We start from the raw sequence: 17,343 nt of genomic DNA, 5'->3' as shown, positions 1-17,343 counted from the left end.
TATGTCACCCGCGACCATTTCACGCACGCCCATGTCACGCATTTCTGCGGTGGAACACGACCGGGCTTGACCCGGCGCTTGTCTGCCCGACGAGAACTTAGCCCGTCTTACGGCTTGCGCGAGTCTTCCGCCGGGACGCGAGTTCGTCTTCGGGACTCTGCTCGAGCGCGCCACCATCGGCACGCTCCGCCGGGAAGTCCGCGATGGTGCCGGTCAGCTCACGCATGGCACCGCTCACGGCGATACCGAACACGCCCTGGCCACCCTGCAGTAAGTCGACAACCTCTTCGGCGGACGTGCACTCGTAGACAGTGGTGCCGTCGGAGAAGAGTGTGATCTTGGCCAAGTCGCGCACCCCACGCTTACGCAGATGGTCGACGGCCACACGAATGTTCTGCAAGGATATGCCGGTATCGAGCAGGCGCTTGACGATCTTGAGAACGAGGATGTCTTTGAACGAGTACAGGCGCTGGCTCCCCGAGCCGGCCGCCCCACGGATGGACGGCACCACCAGTGACGTCCGCGCCCAGTAGTCGAGCTGCCGGTAGGTGATTCCGGCGATCTGGCAGGCGATGGGGACGCGGTATCCGACGAGGTCGTCAGGCACGGAATCGTCGGGGAAGAGGCCCGGCTGGATCTCTTCGGAGCTGAACTCTGGCTCGGCAACGTTGTCGCCGGGCGCAAGATTCAGCGGATTCTCCTGCGGCCGATCTCCCACTGACTACTCCCTCTCGCATGTTGCACTGAACCCGACGATCAGTGCGCCTGTGACACGCGTCGCCAGTAGCCGCGGCGCATGCACCACAGCACTCGGGCGGCGTAGTCGCCACCAGTGACACCGAGCACATCCATACCCTGAACCTACTCAGCGTACGCCCGATCGAATCTGCAAGGCAGAAAATCACTGCACCGAACGCTATGACTCCGAGCAGTCAGGGTCAACGCAACGCGCCGGAAGAACCTCAACCGTTACTGGGCGAAGAGGAGCCCTAGCCGTCGGTGGCCTTGAAGTCGTCCGGCGAGACGGATTCGAGAAACTCTTTGAACTTCTCGACCTCGTCTTCACGCTCGTCCGGCATGACGAGTCCCGCCTCCGACAAAACCGACTCTTCGGCGAAAATGGGGACTCCGATACGCAACGCGATGGCGATCGAGTCGGAAGGCCGAGCGGAGACCCGCGTGTTCTGATCGAACACGAGATCGGCGTAGAACGTGCCTTCGCGGAGTTCGACGATGCGCACTTCTTTGAGGGTGCGGCCGAGGGCCTCGATCAAATTCTTGATCAGATCATGTGTGAGAGGCCGGGCAGGCTCGACACCCTGTTGTTCGAGTGCGATTGCGGTGGCCTCGGTCTGCCCGATCCAAATAGGGAGGTACCGGTCGCCGTCAGTTTCGCGCAGCAGCAGAACAGGCTGGCTCTGAGGCTGCTCGACACGAACTCCGATCACGTGCATTTCGCTCATCGCCTCTGCCTCCACGCTGCAATGGTCCGTACGCGGCACACCGTGCCTACCAGGATTCTATTCGATTCGTGTCCGCTGTCGACCGTACAGCCGTTCGAGGGCAGCGTCGTTGAGAAGTTCCCCGTCAGAGGCGTGCCTGGCAACAACTCACCGGTCCAGGGCACCGCGCACAGCGGACTTCACCAGACACGTATGCAGAGTCAGCGACAACGCAGCCAGTTCCCGGACCATTTCCTCGGCGCGGTCACGGGCACCCGCGTCACGTCCCTTGGCCACCGGCCCGGCTATCTGGGCCACCAGCCCCGCCTCACGGTCGGCGGCGAGCTTGAATGCCCGCAGGTGCCGCACTTCGAGGCCGAACTCGGACATCGCCCGCGCCGTGCGTGCAAGCGTCACGGCATCCTCGTCGAAGAAGCCGGCCGGGCCGGGCACGACGAGACCTCCTCGGGTGAGTTCCACGAGGAATTTCTCGTCGATGCCTGCCCGGGAAATCAGGTCGTCGCGGCTGATCCGGACTTCCCGATCGGTGAGGAACTCCTCGGGTGACACCTCACCCGGAGCGACGGTGAGGGCCCGCGGCCGGCGCGGCGACGAGTCGCCGGCACCGACCGTGGCCACACCTCTGTCGATGGCCTCGAGCTGCTCTTTGATGACCTTCAGCGGCAGATACTGGTCTCGCTGCGCAGTGAGGACGTAGCGCAGACGTTCGCAGTCGGCGATCGAGAAGCGCCGATAACCCGACGGAGTCCGCTGGGGGCTGATGAGACCCTCGGCTTCGAGGAATCGGATCTTCGAGATCGTCACATCAGGGAAATCGGGCCGCAGTCGATCCAGCACCGAGCCGATCGACATTCCCGATTGCGCCTGCTGCTGCCGCACCGCGGTCATTGGCTACCCGCACCAGCTGACGTCTCACCGATCTGCGAGCCACCCGCGGTGGTACGCGGACCCGTCAGGAAAACCAGACGGAACTTCCCGATCTGGACCTCGTCACCGTTGGCCAGCACCGCGGAGTCGACCGGTTCCCGGTTGACGTACGTGCCGTTGAGGCTTCCTACGTCGACGACCTGGAATTCGTCGTCCTCCTGGCGGAACTCCGCATGACGACGGCTGACCGTCACGTCGTCGAGGAAGATGTCGCTGTCGGGATGGCGCCCCGCAGAGGTCGTCGGCTGGTCGAGCAGGAAGCGTGAACCCGCGTTGGGTCCGCGCTTGACGACGAGCAGAGCGGAACCTGCTGGCAGTCCCTCCACACCCGACACCGGAGCCTCCGGCGCCTGGGTTGCCGAGGAGGTGTCGAGCTCGTTGAGGAAGTCCGCGCGGAAGACCGACGTCGTTTCCGCCGGGGACTCCCCATAAACCGCGTCATTGCCGTTCTCGCTCACCGTTTCTCCTCCTAGTTCGATCATCCAGCAAGATTCGCTGGACTACGCAATGCCACTCGGTTCTACATAATTCGATATTTGTGCACATTATCTTCCGTGCACTGCCACAACCACAGTCAAACTACGGACCTGCGCCCCGACACGGCACATGCGTTCACCTCGACCGTACCCTGCGCGCGCCGGTGCGTGTAGTAAGACAGGCCGCCAGCACATTACGAACCGGTAATACGCCGCCGGATCGACCCGTCGTGACCGAGACGGGGGCCGCCGGGTTCCCGGAGGCGGCGGAACACCGCTTCCTCAGCCCGCCGAGATCAGCCTGCGGTGATGTCCGCATAGGCTGCCGCATCCAACATCTCCGCGAGAGCGGCGTCGAGCGTCGCCTCGTCGTCGACCCCGAGATCGACGAGCCAGCCCTGCGCGTACGGCGCCGAGTTCACGAGTTCCGGGTTGCCGTCCAGATCAGCATTTGCGGCAACGACTTTCGCCGTGAGAGGCGCGAAGATGTCGGACACACTCTTGGTGGATTCCACTTCGCCGAGCGATTCGCCCGCAGTCACCTCCTCGTCGACAGCGGGCAGCTGGACGAACACCACGTCACCGAGCTGGGACTGCGCGAAATCGGTGATGCCGATCCGCACCGTCGTGGCTCCGGTCCGCTCGACCCACTCGTGTTCGGCTGTGTACCGACGATCGGCGGGAATTTCGAGCTCACTCACAGTGGCGTCCTTTCGATGGCAATCCGCGGGCGGATGCGAAGATCAATTTCCGGGCTGAGCGTATTGGCGAGGTTTCGACTCCCGCAAGGCGGAGATCGTGACCTGCTGTGATTGTTCGATCTCGAGTTGTCCACCGCTGCGCGCGACGGTGTCGACCACCCCGCCGGGAATGTTGAGAGCGGCCGCGAGGGTGGGCGGATCCCCGATCGCGACAACGCTGTACGGCGCGGTCACGCGCTGACCGTCCACCGACAGATCGCCTGCAGACCCGGACACCCAGGAGTCGACGCCGATCCGGATGGGAGCACCCTGCGCGCCTTGCAGTGAGATGGCCTCGGCACCCGCCGCCCGCAACTCCTGCACGAGGTCGAGGAGCACTTCGGAGCCCACCCCTTTCCCTGGGTCGGTGATGCTCATCGTCACCCCGGGCCCCGTGGCCGGTGCGCTCCCCACTTGGATCGACAACGCGGTCAGGCGTGCGCGTGCCTCGTCGAGGGCGGCACCCGAGCTACCACTTCGTCGTAAAGTGTCCAGCGTCTGCTCGAGGGTAGCGATCTCCTGCCGCAGGGCCGCCTCCCGCTGGTTCAGCGTATCGAGCACGACCAGGAGGTCCGCCGGACTCGCGGAGTCGAGCGTGTCACCGGAGCCGGTGTTCTTCACCTGAGTCACGATCGCGATTCCCAGGCCACCGAGAAGAAGTGCGGCCAGCACGGCGAAGACGACATGAGACCGGCGCGACGCCGATTCGTCCTGGTGGAGTTCGTGTCTGCCCTCGTGACCGCTCATTGCCCGATCACGCTCCGAAGAGGCGACGGCGGAGAGCCGCCGCGTTGCCGAAGATCCGGATACCGAGGACCACGACGATCGCGGTCGATAACTGGGTGCCCACTCCCAGTTGATCCCCCAGCCACACGATCAGCGCGGCCACCAGAACGTTGAACACGAACGAGACGACGAACACCTTCGAATCGAAGATCTCGTCCAGGTAGGCACGCAGTCCGCCGAACACGGCGTCGAGCGCCGCCACCACGGCGATCGGCAGGTAGGGCTGCACGGCATCGGGCACCTGAGGGCTGAACACCACTCCGAGCACGATGCCCACCACCAGCGCGAGGACGCCGTACACCGCCGATCCACCCTTGAGCACTGCCTTCATCCGAGCGCCGCCTCCATGTCACTAGCCCTCTCATCGAGTTCCTCGTCACTCCGCCGTCTCATCGAGTTCCTGCCACCTGCGCCGAGCGCACCTCGCGAGCCGGGGCCGCGGGAAGGTCGAGTTCGTCTGCTTCGGCCACCGAGAAGCCGATGCCGTACAGCTGAGCAATACTCGACATCCGCAAATACGCATCGCTCACCACGAATCCCGTCTGCATCGGCCTCTGCGGTCCGATCGCAGACACCACGTATGGCGAGAACACGGGCTGATTGTCGACGAGCATCGCGCCGCCCGCCTGCCGGATCGTCACGGTAGGACCGATCCGTACATCACCGACCGCCACGGCTTCGGCTCCGCTGGCCCACAACGAGTTGACAACTGATTGGAGGTCGCGGTCGAGCACCACAGCCTTTCCCCCCACCGAGCGCTGCGACGAGTCGGACAGGTTGGGCCGAGCCGCGGGATCGGTCAGTGTCACGGTGAGTCCTGGACCGCGGACGGCCTCGACCGCGGCGTCACCCTCGAGGGCGCGCAGCTCCGTGAGGACGGCGGATCCACGGGCATCACCCGCCAAGGCTGCGGCGCGGGCGTCGTCGGTGCGCACGGACAGGCCGTCGCGGGTGTCCTCGAGACTCCCGACGCGGGCTTCGGCGTCGTGTACCTTGCCGAGCAGTTCTGCCCGGACCTGTTCGGTACCCGGCAGGCGTTCGGTGGCCTGGCGGTACGCCACCGCGAGCACCAGGCCGATCAGCAGCGCACCGAGGGAAATCCATACCCGGTTTCCCCACCGGGTCTGCCGCGCATGGCCGTGTTCGCGATCCTCGGCGGCGCCCTCGTAGCCGGGGTCCAGGTGATCGTTCATCAGGGACCGGAGAAGGGACGGCACCGGATTTCGGCGGACGCCCGTGTCGGTGCGCTCCATCAGCGGACCTCGCGGTCGTCGCCACCCGGCGCTCGCACGGGAACGGTACGTGCGACGACGAATGCGTTGGCGATGTACAGCAGACCGGTCCAGAGGTACAACGCTGTGCCCCAGATGAGGAGAGCGGCACCCGCAGGCTGCGCGACCGGGGCGAAATCCCAGTCGACGTGCGCGGCGAGGATCATCGGCAGTGCGAACATGAGCAGGAAGGTTGCACCCTTACCCAGATAGATCACGTCCGGTGGGGGCAGTCCGCGGCGCCGGTAGATGAGCAGGGTCAGTGCCAGAACGGCGTCACGCCCGATGAGGATGGCGGCCACCCACCAGGGAATGAACCCGCGCACCACGAAAGTCACCAAGGTGGTCACGACGTAGAGGCGGTCGACGAAGGGGTCGAGGAGCGCACCCAGCTTCGAGGACTGGTTCAGTACCCGCGCCAGCTTGCCGTCGAGCCAGTCGGTGAATCCACTGATCATGAGGATGGCCAGCGCCCACCCGTCGGCGTGGGTGACGAGCAAGAGATAGACGAACAGCGGCACGCCGATCAAGCGGATGACACTGAGGACGTTGGGCACGGTCACGATGCGGTCCGACCGCACGATGTCCCGGTCCACCGAATCCACCACAGTCTCCCCAGCCCTCGATTGCGCAGTGTCGCGCGCTGCTCCTCGCAACGCTCTCGCCACTCTTCCACAACGGGTCCGGGCTTCAGGCGACCGTGGGCCACCTCAGCCACGTGTCACTCGTCGATATGCGAACCGAGTCCGATCATCGCGGCGCTCGGACTCGGGCAACACAGTCCGCGGTCAGACTTCCCATATACAGCCACCCCTCATGCTCCCGGACACCGGTGACGGGTGAGTAGCTTCCTTTACCACCGCGCAGGCTGTGCACGATCGTCCCGTTCGAGTCGAGGGCGATCACCCAGCCGGCACGCTGCGGGGCGGGCTGCACCGCTTCGGGCAGATTTGCTGCCAGAATCCGGAACGTCGGATACGGCGCGAGCATGTCGAGCACTCTCATGCGCGGACTGTAGAGCGCCACCCAGAACAGACCGGCCGACGTGTGCGACGTCATGTTGTCGGGAATGCCGGGGAGGTTCTCCGCCCATACCGACACGCTTCCCCGAGACGGGCCCGTGAGGTCGACGCGAGAAATTCGATAGGCCCCGGTCTCGGCGACCAGGACGAAGGATTCATCTGCCGCCAATCCGACGCCGTTGGCGAACTGCAACCCCTCTGCGAGGAGATCGGTCTCCCCCGTCTTCGGGTCCAACCGAAGCAGTCGGCCGGTCCCCCGGTGCTCGAGAAGATCGTACCGATGATCATCGATGGTGAAGCGGGCCGACGAGTCGGTGAAATACACGATCCCGTCACGGCCGACGGCAGAGTTGTTGCACGCCAGGATCGGTCGCCCCACAGCGGATTCGGCCAGCACCTCGACGTGCCCACTGTCATCTACCCGCAGGACCCCGCGCGCGGCATCACACACGAGAAATCGGCCGTCGTCCAGCACCTCGATCCCGAGGGGGCGCCCGCCGGTGTCGGCGATCGGGATCGCCTTCCCGTGGATATCGAACCGCCAGATCCGACCGTCGTTGCCCCCGGTGATCACCCGTCCCTCGGCATCGACGGCGACGTCTTCCGGGCCTTCACCGGACGGCAGCTGCCATCGCTCGGCATCGTCGAGCACTCGGTTGGGCGCGAGAAGACCTGTGGGAGTGGGCGGTGCGGGAGCATGCCAGACGACAGGGTCGACGCCGGTGCGGTCGAGTTTGCGAGCCACGGACTCGAAGATGGTCACAGGGTATGACCCTAGTCGCGGCAACCCCACCGTGATTCGGCTAACGCCAAGCGAAGACCGGTTGGTCGAACCCGTCGATGCGGGTGTGGCGGCCGTGGAGCGCGACTTCCCGGAATTGGTACACCACGGCGCCGGTCGGCGCGTGTACCAGGTGGCGCCGGAACGGCCATTGGATCACCGGCTTCGACGATTCGGGGATGTCGACGAACCGCGGCTCGGTGTCGATTTCGGAGAGTCCCACCGCGAAGACTTCCGCCACCTCCTCGAGATGGGGAACGAGAGTAGTGATCGATCGATCCGACCACACGACGAACGGTGTGATGACGTAGCCGGAGCGGGTGACGTAGTCGTCGAGGCGGCCGAGAACCGCGGACGGCTCCACATCGAGACCGAGCTCTTCGTGCAATTCACGGCGCGCCGCGTCCGCCCCGGTCTCCCCCGCATCCACGCCGCCCCCGGGCAATGCGAATTGGCCCGGGTGCGCTCGCATCTTGGTCGGGCGCATGGTGAGTGGAATGGCCTGCCCACCCGATCCGTCGCTCATCACGGCGATCACGACTGCCGCCGATCGACGATTGGTCGGATCGACTATCCGCGGTTCGAAGTGTGCGAGCGCGTCGGCGAGGTGGTTTCTGTCGAGGACGGGCGCATCAACCATCACCCGACACTATCCGCCCCTGCGCGTGATTTCCTGCCGTTTGAATCTCTCGGTACGTCACGCTGTCGGCCGGCACACAGGAGAATCATTTCTCCGCGGCCGCCTTGATTCGCCGAGCGAAGTTCGGCGCGTCCTTGCGTGCAGCGCGGAGCGCGAGAGGAGCGATCAGCTTGCCGATTCCGTGGCCTTCCAGCTCGTTGTAGATGGTGACTTTCGTGGCGGCTCCGGCCGGCTCGAGGTCGTAGCCGCCTTCCTTCGCCGTCACGATGTTCTTGGATCGTTCGGTCCACCGGATCTTTCTCGGTGCCTCGAATTCGGTCAGCTCGAATTCCCGTGTGGTGGTCATTCCGGCATCTTTCACGGTGCTGACGAACACCGTCCCGACTCCGGGTGGTCCGTCGGTGGACTTCGTGATCTTCTGCACACGGGGACTGAAATCCGGGTCGTTGACGCCTGCCGCGAGATAGGCGAACACGTACTCGATGGGGCGGTCGATCACCACGGTGCCTTCGAATCGTCCGGACATGTGCGCCTCCGTTTCGCTGACATCCCGGAACTGACGCTACTCGCGGGACCGTCGAGCAGTCATGAAGTCGTGACATCTCCCCGGTTCCGATCCCGGACGACGCTGTGTTTCACTGAAATGAGCTCACAGTGATGCGAAGGGCTGACGGCCATGCGTAAAGCGCAGCAGCACGGTGCACGCCTGTTTCTCGTGGCGGTTCTCGCCATCCTGGCCTTGTGCGGGGTGAGTGCCACCGGCACCGCTGTACCGTCGGCCGTCGTTGCGAAAGTCGTCGCTCCGGCCATCGCACCCTCGAGCGGTGAGGTCGTCGGCGTCGCGCATCCGATCATCATCCGGTTCCGATCGCCCGTCGCCGACCGGGCGAGCGCCGAACGCTCCGTCGCGATCTCCCCGTCGACGCCTGTGACCGGACACTATTCGTGGATCGATGACAGCGAACTGCGGTGGAGCCCGGACGCTTTCTGGCCGGCGCACACCGCGGTCACCGTCGAATTCGCGGGATCGAAGACCCAGTTCCAGGTCGGCGACGCGCTGGTCGCCGTAGCGAACACTACGACACACCAGTTCACCGTGAGCATCAACGACCGCGTAGTGCACACCATGCCGGCGTCGTTTGGTAAACCCGGCTACGAAACGCCGCTGGGCACCTTCCCCGTCCTCGAGAAGTTCCGCGACATGGTGATGGACTCGTCGACGTACGGCGTCCCGATCGACTCCCCGGAGGGGTACCGGCTCTACGTGGAGTACGCCACCCGCATCACCTGGGGCGGGATCTTCATCCACGGCGCGCCCTGGTCGGTCGCCTCGCAGGGGCGCGAGAACGTCAGTCACGGCTGTATCAATCTCAGCATCGAGAATGCGCGATGGTTCTACGACCACGCCAAGATCGGTGACCCCGTCATCGTCACGAACTGACGCCAGAACAGCGCGGATGCGTCACCGTCCGCGCTCCCTCGGCCATTGCCTTCCCGGTGTCCGCGAGTCTCGCGCGAGGGAGCAAGGCCAGAAACGACAATGACCTGGCGGACATGTTCGTCCACCAGGTCATGTGCGGTCGGGCTGACAGGATTTGAACCTGCGACCACTTGACCCCCAGTCAAGTGCGCTACCAAGCTGCGCCACAGCCCGTCCACACCCTCGTTCAGGTGCTCGATGAGATTACATCAGTGGCAGTCCTGAACGCTAATCGCCTGGTCAGGGCGATTCTCCCGAGCTACCGCCCGCGTCGGTCCCGCTTCTCCCGGACACGAACCGAGATCCGGACGGGGCTGCCGTCGAAGTTGAACTCCTCACGCAGGCGCCGCTCGAGGAATCGCCGGTACCCGGCCTCGAGGAAACCGGTGGTGAACAGTACGAAGGTCGGCGGCCGCGTTCCGGCCTGGGTGGCGAACATCACCCGTGGGAGACGTCCCCCACGCATCGGCGGCGGAGTGGCAGCCACGACTTCCTTCAGCCAGTTGTTGAGCCGGCCGGTCGGAATGCGCTTGTCCCAGGACTCGAGCGCCGTGTCCAGCGCGGGTACCAACTTCTGTACCGCCCGACCTGTGTGCGCCGAGATGTTGACCCGCTGGGCCCACGGCACCCGGACCAGGTCCCGGTCGACTTCCCGATCGAGCTGAAGGCGGCGATCCTCGTCGACGAGATCCCACTTGTTGAAGGCGATCACGAGCGCGCGACCCGCATCGGCCACCATGCTGAGCACGCGCAGGTCCTGCTCCGAGATCGGCTCTGACGCATCGATGAGCAGAATCGCGACCTCGGCGGCCTCGATGGCACTCTTCGTGCGAAGGGAGGCGTAGAACTCGGCGCCGCTGGCGTGACTGACGCGCTTACGCAAGCCTGCCGTGTCGACGAACCGCCACGGCCGGCCACCGAGCTCGACGATCGAGTCGACCGGGTCGACGGTAGTGCCCGCAACGTTGTGGACGACGGAACGCTCGTCACCCGACAGCTTGTTCAGCAGACTCGACTTGCCGACGTTCGGTTTCCCGACCAGAGCGACACGCCTCGGACCGCCACCCGGGATACCTTCGCGAGGGGTTTCGGGCAGCGCGGCGAGAACCTCGTCCAGGAGGTCGCCGGTACCTCGACCGTGTGTCGCACTCACCGAGTGCGGTTGCCCGAGACCCAGCGACCACAGGGCCGCAACCTCGGATTCGGTGCGCCCGTCGTCAACCTTGTTCGCTACCAGCAAGACTGGAGTTTTGGAGCGGCGCAGGACCTTGGCGACGGCCTCATCGGTGGCGGTAGCGCCGACAACGGCGTCGACCACGAGGAGAATCGCATCCGCGGTCTGCATCGCCAGTTCCGCCTGCCGCGCCACGGACTGCTGGAGACCCTTCGCGTCGGGCTCCCAACCACCGGTGTCCTGTACCAGGAATCGGCGACCGCTCCAGTTGGCCTCATAGGAAACGCGGTCGCGGGTGACACCCGGAATGTCCTCGACGACCGCCTCACGACGACCGATGATGCGGTTGACCAGCGTGGATTTACCCACATTCGGACGGCCTACCACCGCAACGGTGGGTACGGGAATATGGGCTTCGCCGTCGGTTCCGTCCTCCAGATCGACGACTTCCCAGTCGGACTCTTCGCTCCACGTTCCGTCGCCCGCGAATTCAGTTGTGAATTGTTCGGTCACTGCACTGCTCCAGTTCTCTCGCTTACCACCAGCAGCAACCTGCCGATCACGTCGTCGATTCCGAGTTCGCTGGTGTCGACCAGCACAGAATCTTCTGCCGGCCGCAGCGGCGACACGGCGCGTGTGGAGTCGAGGTGGTCGCGACGCTCGACGTCGGCGAGGACCGCGGCGTAATCGTCACCTCGCCCCTCCGCGAGATTCTGCGCGTTCCTGCGCTGAGCGCGGGCGGCCGACGAAGCGGTGAGAAAAATCTTTACGTCGGCGTCGGGCAGGACGACCGTCCCGATGTCCCGCCCTTCCACGACGATCCGGTCCGCCTCCGCTGTCAGACGACGCTGCGCCTCGACGAGGCGAGCGCGAACGGCAGGGACGGCGGAGACGGCAGAGACAGCTTTGGTGACCGCGTCACCTCGAATCTCCTGGGCGACGTCCTCACCGTCGAGCAGAACCTGCTCACGGGTGGGGTCGGTGCCGATCGACCAGGGCAGACCGGCGGTGGCGTCGGCAATCGCGTCGGGATCCCCGAGGTCCACTCCCTTGCGAAGTACATGCAAGGTAGCGATCCGGTACATGGCACCGGTGTCGAGGTAGCGGGCTCCGAGCTCCTGCGCCAGCTGCCGAGACACACTCGACTTGCCGGTTCCGGACGGCCCGTCCATGGCGACGACAAGCGAGGCGGCGCTCACAGACCCACCGCCCCGTACAGGCCGCCGACCTCGCCGCGGCCGAGGACTCGCAGCGTTCCCGGGCGCTGTTCACCCAGGGCCACGGGACCGATGTCCGTCCGGACGAGCCGGATCACCGGGTGTCCGACTGCGTCGAACAGTCGGCGCACGATGTGCTTGCGGCCTTCATGCAGCGTGACCCGAACCAAAGACTTGCCCTCGTTGATGTCGAGGAGGGTGAAGGTGTCGACTTTCGCCGGACCGTCGTCGAGTTCGACGCCCTCTTTGAGCTTCTTCCCGACACCGCGCTCGAGTGCACCGGACACGGTCGCCAGATAGGTCTTCGACACCTCGAACGACGGGTGCATGAGCCGATGGGCCAGATCGCCGTCGTTGGTCAGCAGCAGCAGACCCTCGGTGTCGGCGTCGAGGCGGCCCACGTGGAACAGCCGCTGACCGGCCGCGACCCTTTCGGAGACGATGTCACCCACGCACGGACGACCGAGGTCGTCGGACATGGTCGACTGCCACCCGCGAGGCTTGTTCAGCGCGAGATGGACCAGATCCTTCTGGACGACGACGCGTACCCCGTCCACGCGAACGACAGCGTTTTCGGGGTCGATCCGCAATCCCTGCTCGATCACGATGCGACCGTCGACCTCGACCCGCCCCCGGGAGATCAGTTCCTCGGCGGCGCGACGCGACGCGACTCCGGCCTGGGCGAGCACCTTCTGCAGCCGCACACCGTCGCCCTGTGGGGGCCCGACGGGCCTTTCGGCGTCTGCATGCTGGTGCCGGGCGGGCTTGGCATTGCTGACCTTGGGGGCCTGAGTTTGCGCGCGCTGGGGTTTGGCCGATTTCGGCTTGCCCCGCTTGTTCGTGGCGACCGGGGCTTCCGGCCTGCCGGTTCGAGTCTTCGCGGCGTCCGGCCTACCTGAGCGGCCCTTCGCGGCGTCCGGCCGACCTGTTCGGGTCTTCGCGGCCTCCGGCCGACCTGTTCGGGTCTTTGCGGCCTCCGGCCGACCTGGACGCTGGCCGGTGTCCGACCGGCCCGACCTGTGGCCGGTCTCCGTCTTGTCGGTGCGATGCTTGTTGTTGTTGCGATCCGGTGTGCCATCTCGGCGAGCGGGTTTCTTCACTTTTTTCTACGATCCCTGTCAGTCTTCGGTGTCGAGCCCGGTGTCCAACTTGTCCGTGGACGCCGTAGCTTTATTCATTCTCGCAAATCGTGGGTCAGATTCCAGACTGTCGCTGATGTCGTCTATCAGGTCCACGTCCGGCAGCAACGGGGCCAGGGCGGGCAGATCGGCCAGAGAGGCCAAGCCGAGCCGTTCCAGAAAGAGCTCCGTCGTCGAGTACTGCGTGGCGTTGGTATCGGGATCGACCCCGGCTTCGGCGATCAATCCACGAGCGAGAAGCGTGCGCACCACACCATCCACGTTGACGCCGCGCACCGCACTGATCCGTGCGCGGGTCAACGGTTGACGGTATGCCACGACAGCAAGAGTCTCCAAAGCAGCCCTCGTCAGCTTGGAGCGTGCCCCATCCAGCAGCAGGCGCTCCACGTAGGGCGCGTAGACGGTGCGGGTATAGAGACGCCAACCGTCACCGGCATATCGGAGGTCCATGCCACTACTGCGGGCCGTGAGCTCGGCGGACATCCGGTTGAGGGTCTCGGTGATGCGTTTCACAGAAGCCCCGGTCACGGAGGACAGCAGATCGACCCCGGCAGGCGAATCGACGATCAACAGCAGCGACTCCAGAACGGCCTCGAGCTCGGCGTCCGACAGTTCGTCGTCACCGCCGAGCGAAGCCGGCTCATCGTCACCGCCGGAGGCATGGGGCTGGTGGGGCTCGTCGTGCGGGGCCGAGCTCATCCGTAATCCTCCTCGGTCACCGGGAGACGGACGTCGCCCCCGGTCCAGCTCACCAACAATTCACCGAGAGGCTCGGGTTGCTCGAACAGCACCGACTGCTCGCGGTACAGCTCGAGCAGCGCGAGAAATCGTGCCACGATCTCGACTGCTACCTCACATTCCGACACCAGTTCACCGAAGCTCGCCCATTGATTCGCGCCACGTCCGCGAAGCAGTTCCAGTATCCGGGCGGCCTGCTCCGGCACCGACACCGCGTGCATGTCGTGCAGGTGGTCGAGTCCCACGGTCGGAGTCGGGCGTGGGGTGAACACGGTTGCGGCGATCTCGGCGAATCGCTGCGGGTCGACACCGAGCAAAACCTCGGGAAGCAGGCTTGTGAACTGGTCTTCCAGTGCGACCGATCGCGGATATCGCCGAAGGGCCGCCGCTTCGAGTTCGCCGAACAGCTGGGCCGCCTGCTTGTACGCGCGATATTGGAGCAGTCGGGCAAACAGCAGGTCACGGGCCTCCAGCAGGGCCAGATCCTCGGCGTCCTCCACCTGTCCGGCAGGAAGGAGTCGCGCCGCCTTGAGGTCGAGGAGTGTTGCGGCGACCACCAGGAACTCGGTGGTCTGGTCGAGGCCCATCTCCGCACCGAGTTCGCGGGTGTAAACGATGAAGTCGTCGGTCACCTGATGGAGCGCGACTTCCGTTACGTCGAGCTCACGCTGGTTGATGAGCGTGAGCAGCAGGTCGAAGGGTCCCTCGAAGTTCCGCAGGGTCACCCGGAAGCCGGCCTTGACGGCGGAGGCCTGCTGATCGTTCGACTCGGCCGGCACCGATGCCGCGCCGGGATTCTCGGTATGCGATGGAGCCACGACGTCCTGGGTGTTCACCACTTACCGGCCGGAACGGTGGATGACCTCACGGGCCAACGCGCGGTACGCCTCGGCACCGGGCGACTTCGGCGCCCAGGTGGTGATCGGCTCACCGGCCACAGAGGTTTCCGGGAATCGCACGGTCCGGTTGATCACCGTGTCATACACCACCTCGCCGAACACCTCGACCACCCTGGCCATCACCTCGCGGGCGTGGAGCGTGCGGGCGTCGAACATGGTCACCACGATCCCGGCGAGTTCGAGCTTCGGGTTCAGTCGGTCGTGCACCTTTTCGACGGTGTCGTTGAGCAGCGCCAGTCCACGCAGGCTGAAGTATTCGCATTCCATGGGGATGATCACCGAGTCCGCGCAGGCGAGAGCGTTGACGGTGAGCAGGCCGAGGGACGGCTGGCAATCGATGAGGACGTAGTCGTACCGGTCCAGCACGGGATGCAGCACCCGGCCCAGGGTCTGTTCCCGTCCGACCTCGGTGACGAGCTGAATCTCCGCGGCGGAAAGGTCGATGTTGCTCGGTAACAGGTCGAGATTTTCGACGCGTGTCCGCATCAGCACATCGTCGATCGACACGCGGGGTTCGACGAGCAGGTTGTGCACGGTGAGGTCGAGGTCGTGGTGCGCGACCCCCAGGCCGGCAGACAGCGCGCCCTGCGGGTCGAGATCGACGAGCAGGACCCGACGGCCGTACTCGGCGAGGGACGCCCCCAGGTTGATCGTGGACGTCGTCTTCCCGACTCCGCCTTTCTGGTTGCACATCGCGACGATCCTCGCGGGACCGTGGGATGGCAGCGGCGCAGGTTCCGGCACCGCACGGGTCGGTCTCCCGGTGGGGCCGAGCTCACCCGATTCGACGACGGTGTCGTCGAACAGGGCTGCGGGGTCGGTCTGTCGCATGTCGAACATGTCGCCCTCCGATTGCGAGTGCCCTGACTCCGCTGCTGGCGGCTGCGGTGTCATCACGGTCCGATGATCCCCTGTTCTCTCGATGCTCGCTGTCGATCACACATCGTTATACGAACGCTACCGCTTCGTACCATGAATATTCCCCTCGACACGCGTTCGCCTACCGCGCCCGAGGGTGGGCGTGTGCCCACACTTCGCGCAGCGAACCCACCGTGACCAGGGTATATATCTGCGTCGTCGTGACGGAGGCGTGTCCGAGCAACTCTTGGACGACGCGCACGTCGGCGCCCCCGTCCAAAAGGTGAGTGGCAAACGAGTGCCGCAGCGTGTGTGGCGAGACCGCTACCGTGATCCCGGCAGCCTCCGCCGCAGTCTGCAACACCTTCCAAGCGCTCTGCCGTGACAGTCGACCACCGCGGACATTGAGGAAGAGCGCGGGCGTGCCCCGCGACATCAGCGCCGGCCGGCCGCGGACGAGGTAGGCGTCGAGGGCTTCGACCGCGGGCCTGCCCACGGGGACGACACGATGCTTTCCGCCCTTGCCCCGGAGCAGGACGGAGCGGTTCTCGGTGTCGATGTCGTCTACATCGAGGCCGACCGCTTCGGAGATCCGGGCCCCCGTGGAGTACAGCAACTCGAGAAGAGCGCGGTCGCGCACCGCTCTGGGCCCGTCGGCGGGCCCTGCGCCGCCGACGGCCTCGAGTAGCGACAGCACCTCGCGGACGGGCAACGATTTGGGAAGCCGGGTGGCCGGCGAGGGTGGTCGGACTACCCGAGCCACGTCCACCGCCGCCATCCCCTCAGCGGCGGCAAAACGGTGAAACCCGCGCACCGCGATCAACGCGCGGGCGGCCGAACTCGCGGCCAGCGCCGGCAGGCCGCGCTCGGGGTCACCGCTGCGCAGCGCGACGACGAATTCACTGACATCCTGCTCGCGGACCCGTCCGATGTCCGTGATCCCTCGATCGGCGAGGAATTGTGTGTACCGCGACAGGTCACGCCGATACGACGAGATGGTGTTGCGGGCAGCACCGCGTTCGACTGCCAGGTGATCGATGTAGGTTTCGACCTGCCGCGCGATCACCGGATCATTCTCCCGCGGCTTCGACCCCGGCACGTGAGCGTTCTCTCTCACTGAAACTCGCCGGACGATCGACCCACGGTGCATCCCGGTCGCGTAGTGGCGTGTCGGGTCGCGACTTGATTGCGGCCAACGACATGATCCCGGAAACCGCGGTGGCGTTGACGATCTCACCGCGCAGGACCATCGCCACCGCCTCGTCGAGCGGGAACCGCTCTATCTCGAGGTCCGCCTCTTCGTGCTCCGGTTCGGGCCGGTGGACGGTGTAAAGGTCCTCCGCGAGAAACACCCGCACCGACTCGTCGGTGAAGCCGGGCGAGACAGCCACATCCACGAGGACCGCCCACTGTTTCGCCGCGAGTCCTGTTTCCTCGGCCAGCTCCCGCTTCGCAGCCTCGAGCGGGTCCTCGTCCGGTTCGTCGAGGAGGCCCGCCGGAATCTCCCACAGCCGGCGGCCCACCGGGTGGCGGTACTGGTGGATGAGGACGAGCCGGTTCTCGTCGTCGAGCACCACGACGGCAACTGCGCCGTGATGCTCGACGACCTCTCGTTCGGCTGTCCGCCCATTCGGCATCGCCACCTCGTCCAGACGCAATGCCAGGATGGCCCCGCTGTAGACGACGCGCGAGTCGAGAATGTCGAATTCGTGCCGATCGGTGTCGGTCATGC

General features: G+C 65.5%; 21 protein-coding genes and 1 tRNA gene. 1 reads left to right on the top strand and 21 read right to left on the bottom strand.

The features are described from left to right. Window positions 1–97: 97 nt before the first annotated feature. The 12 genes from GFS60_RS13780 to GFS60_RS13725 form a co-directional block, all read right to left on the bottom strand. Window positions 98–718, bottom strand: coding sequence for a MerR family transcriptional regulator (locus tag GFS60_RS13780; protein ID WP_109329483.1), 621 nt, complete (start codon window positions 716–718; stop codon window positions 98–100). A 271-nt stretch (window positions 719–989) separates the two neighbouring features. Continuing rightward, entirely contained in the window at window positions 990–1,463 is a 474-nt protein-coding gene (locus GFS60_RS13775; protein ID WP_109335061.1) for a bifunctional nuclease family protein, read from the bottom strand. 147 nt (window positions 1,464–1,610) lie between these two features. Then, window positions 1,611–2,351, bottom strand: coding sequence for a transcriptional regulator FtsR (gene ftsR / locus GFS60_RS13770; protein WP_159921951.1), 741 nt, complete (start codon window positions 2,349–2,351; stop codon window positions 1,611–1,613). Continuing rightward, on the bottom strand, window positions 2,348–2,848 hold the full coding sequence (garA, locus tag GFS60_RS13765) for a glycogen accumulation regulator GarA (protein ID WP_109335060.1): 501 nt from the start codon (window positions 2,846–2,848) through the stop codon (window positions 2,348–2,350). Before garA ends, ftsR begins: the two co-directional genes overlap by 4 nt. A 314-nt stretch (window positions 2,849–3,162) precedes the next feature. Then, window positions 3,163–3,567, bottom strand: coding sequence for a glycine cleavage system protein GcvH (gene gcvH, locus GFS60_RS13760; protein WP_159921949.1), 405 nt, complete (start codon window positions 3,565–3,567; stop codon window positions 3,163–3,165). Window positions 3,568–3,609: 42 nt separating this feature from the next. Further along, entirely contained in the window at window positions 3,610–4,353 is a 744-nt protein-coding gene (locus tag GFS60_RS13755; protein ID WP_159921947.1) for a DUF881 domain-containing protein, read from the bottom strand. A gap of 7 nt (window positions 4,354–4,360) precedes the next feature. Next, on the bottom strand, window positions 4,361–4,723 hold the full coding sequence (locus GFS60_RS13750; RefSeq protein WP_159921945.1) for a small basic family protein: 363 nt from the start codon (window positions 4,721–4,723) through the stop codon (window positions 4,361–4,363). A gap of 58 nt (window positions 4,724–4,781) precedes the next feature. Beyond that, the gene (locus GFS60_RS13745; protein ID WP_159921943.1) at window positions 4,782–5,645 is read right to left on the bottom strand and encodes a DUF881 domain-containing protein; all 864 of its coding nucleotides are present in this window, start codon (window positions 5,643–5,645) and stop codon (window positions 4,782–4,784) included. Further along, window positions 5,645–6,268, bottom strand: coding sequence for a CDP-alcohol phosphatidyltransferase family protein (locus GFS60_RS13740; protein WP_159921941.1), 624 nt, complete (start codon window positions 6,266–6,268; stop codon window positions 5,645–5,647). The genes GFS60_RS13745 and GFS60_RS13740 overlap by 1 nt, the downstream gene beginning before the upstream one ends. Before the next feature lie 145 nt (window positions 6,269–6,413). Further along, the gene (locus tag GFS60_RS13735; RefSeq protein WP_159921939.1) at window positions 6,414–7,448 is read right to left on the bottom strand and encodes an SMP-30/gluconolactonase/LRE family protein; all 1,035 of its coding nucleotides are present in this window, start codon (window positions 7,446–7,448) and stop codon (window positions 6,414–6,416) included. Between the two features lie 40 nt (window positions 7,449–7,488). Continuing rightward, window positions 7,489–8,106, bottom strand: a complete 618-nt coding sequence (locus tag GFS60_RS13730) for an NUDIX hydrolase (RefSeq protein WP_159921937.1) — start codon at window positions 8,104–8,106, stop codon at window positions 7,489–7,491. An 85-nt stretch (window positions 8,107–8,191) separates the two neighbouring features. After that, on the bottom strand, window positions 8,192–8,632 hold the full coding sequence (locus GFS60_RS13725) for an SRPBCC family protein (RefSeq protein ID WP_159921935.1): 441 nt from the start codon (window positions 8,630–8,632) through the stop codon (window positions 8,192–8,194). A gap of 150 nt (window positions 8,633–8,782) precedes the next feature. Between GFS60_RS13725 and GFS60_RS13720 the strand changes: the two genes are divergently transcribed. Continuing rightward, complete coding sequence (locus GFS60_RS13720) at window positions 8,783–9,547, top strand: L,D-transpeptidase (RefSeq protein ID WP_159921933.1); 765 nt, start codon at window positions 8,783–8,785, stop codon at window positions 9,545–9,547. Window positions 9,548–9,686: 139 nt separating this feature from the next. Here GFS60_RS13720 and GFS60_RS13715 read toward each other — a convergent pair. The 9 genes from GFS60_RS13715 to GFS60_RS13675 form a co-directional block, all read right to left on the bottom strand. Then, window positions 9,687–9,760, bottom strand: a tRNA-Pro gene (locus tag GFS60_RS13715). Window positions 9,761–9,845: 85 nt separating this feature from the next. Then, the gene (gene der, locus GFS60_RS13710) at window positions 9,846–11,273 is read right to left on the bottom strand and encodes a ribosome biogenesis GTPase Der (RefSeq protein WP_109329462.1); all 1,428 of its coding nucleotides are present in this window, start codon (window positions 11,271–11,273) and stop codon (window positions 9,846–9,848) included. Beyond that, a complete protein-coding gene (gene cmk / locus GFS60_RS13705; RefSeq protein ID WP_159921931.1) occupies window positions 11,270–11,959 on the bottom strand; it encodes a (d)CMP kinase in 690 nt (229 codons plus the stop codon). The genes der and cmk overlap by 4 nt, the downstream gene beginning before the upstream one ends. Next, complete coding sequence (locus GFS60_RS13700) at window positions 11,956–13,077, bottom strand: pseudouridine synthase (protein WP_159921929.1); 1,122 nt, start codon at window positions 13,075–13,077, stop codon at window positions 11,956–11,958. The genes cmk and GFS60_RS13700 overlap by 4 nt, the downstream gene beginning before the upstream one ends. A gap of 18 nt (window positions 13,078–13,095) precedes the next feature. Next, window positions 13,096–13,815, bottom strand: a complete 720-nt coding sequence (scpB, locus tag GFS60_RS13695) for an SMC-Scp complex subunit ScpB (protein WP_159921927.1) — start codon at window positions 13,813–13,815, stop codon at window positions 13,096–13,098. Continuing rightward, a complete protein-coding gene (locus tag GFS60_RS13690) occupies window positions 13,812–14,693 on the bottom strand; it encodes a segregation and condensation protein A (protein ID WP_159921925.1) in 882 nt (293 codons plus the stop codon). Before GFS60_RS13690 ends, scpB begins: the two co-directional genes overlap by 4 nt. Then, on the bottom strand, window positions 14,694–15,593 hold the full coding sequence (locus GFS60_RS13685) for a ParA family protein (RefSeq protein WP_236603454.1): 900 nt from the start codon (window positions 15,591–15,593) through the stop codon (window positions 14,694–14,696). A 160-nt stretch (window positions 15,594–15,753) separates the two neighbouring features. Continuing rightward, a complete protein-coding gene (gene xerD / locus GFS60_RS13680; protein WP_236603453.1) occupies window positions 15,754–16,677 on the bottom strand; it encodes a site-specific tyrosine recombinase XerD in 924 nt (307 codons plus the stop codon). Window positions 16,678–16,681: 4 nt separating this feature from the next. Then, a complete protein-coding gene (locus GFS60_RS13675; protein WP_159921921.1) occupies window positions 16,682–17,341 on the bottom strand; it encodes an NUDIX domain-containing protein in 660 nt (219 codons plus the stop codon). Window positions 17,342–17,343: the final 2 nt, after the last annotated feature.

This window comes from Rhodococcus sp. WAY2 (genome assembly GCF_009859915.1).
In the GTDB taxonomy this organism is placed as follows: Bacteria; Actinomycetota; Actinomycetes; order Mycobacteriales; family Mycobacteriaceae; genus Rhodococcus_F; species Rhodococcus_F oxybenzonivorans.
Note: the sequence above shows the minus strand (reverse complement) of the source record. Positions and strands in the feature narration are given on the sequence as shown.

Excerpts from the sequence above, each read along its gene's own strand:
- GFS60_RS13775 (WP_109335061.1), bottom strand. The coding sequence starts at position 1,463 with ATGAGCGAAATGCACGTGATCGGAGTTCGTGTCGAGCAGCCTCAGAGC.
- ftsR (WP_159921951.1), bottom strand. The coding sequence starts at position 2,351 with ATGACCGCGGTGCGGCAGCAGCAGGCGCAATCGGGAATGTCGATCGGC.
- GFS60_RS13755 (WP_159921947.1), bottom strand. The coding sequence starts at position 4,353 with ATGAGCGGTCACGAGGGCAGACACGAACTCCACCAGGACGAATCGGCG.
- GFS60_RS13750 (WP_159921945.1), bottom strand. The coding sequence starts at position 4,723 with ATGAAGGCAGTGCTCAAGGGTGGATCGGCGGTGTACGGCGTCCTCGCG.
- GFS60_RS13745 (WP_159921943.1), bottom strand. The coding sequence starts at position 5,645 with ATGGAGCGCACCGACACGGGCGTCCGCCGAAATCCGGTGCCGTCCCTT.
- GFS60_RS13730 (WP_159921937.1), bottom strand. The coding sequence starts at position 8,106 with ATGGTTGATGCGCCCGTCCTCGACAGAAACCACCTCGCCGACGCGCTC.
- GFS60_RS13725 (WP_159921935.1), bottom strand. The coding sequence starts at position 8,632 with ATGTCCGGACGATTCGAAGGCACCGTGGTGATCGACCGCCCCATCGAG.
- GFS60_RS13720 (WP_159921933.1), top strand. The coding sequence starts at position 8,783 with ATGCGTAAAGCGCAGCAGCACGGTGCACGCCTGTTTCTCGTGGCGGTT.
- scpB (WP_159921927.1), bottom strand. The coding sequence starts at position 13,815 with ATGAGCTCGGCCCCGCACGACGAGCCCCACCAGCCCCATGCCTCCGGC.
- GFS60_RS13685 (WP_236603454.1), bottom strand. The coding sequence starts at position 15,593 with ATGTTCGACATGCGACAGACCGACCCCGCAGCCCTGTTCGACGACACC.
- GFS60_RS13675 (WP_159921921.1), bottom strand. The coding sequence starts at position 17,341 with ATGACCGACACCGATCGGCACGAATTCGACATTCTCGACTCGCGCGTC.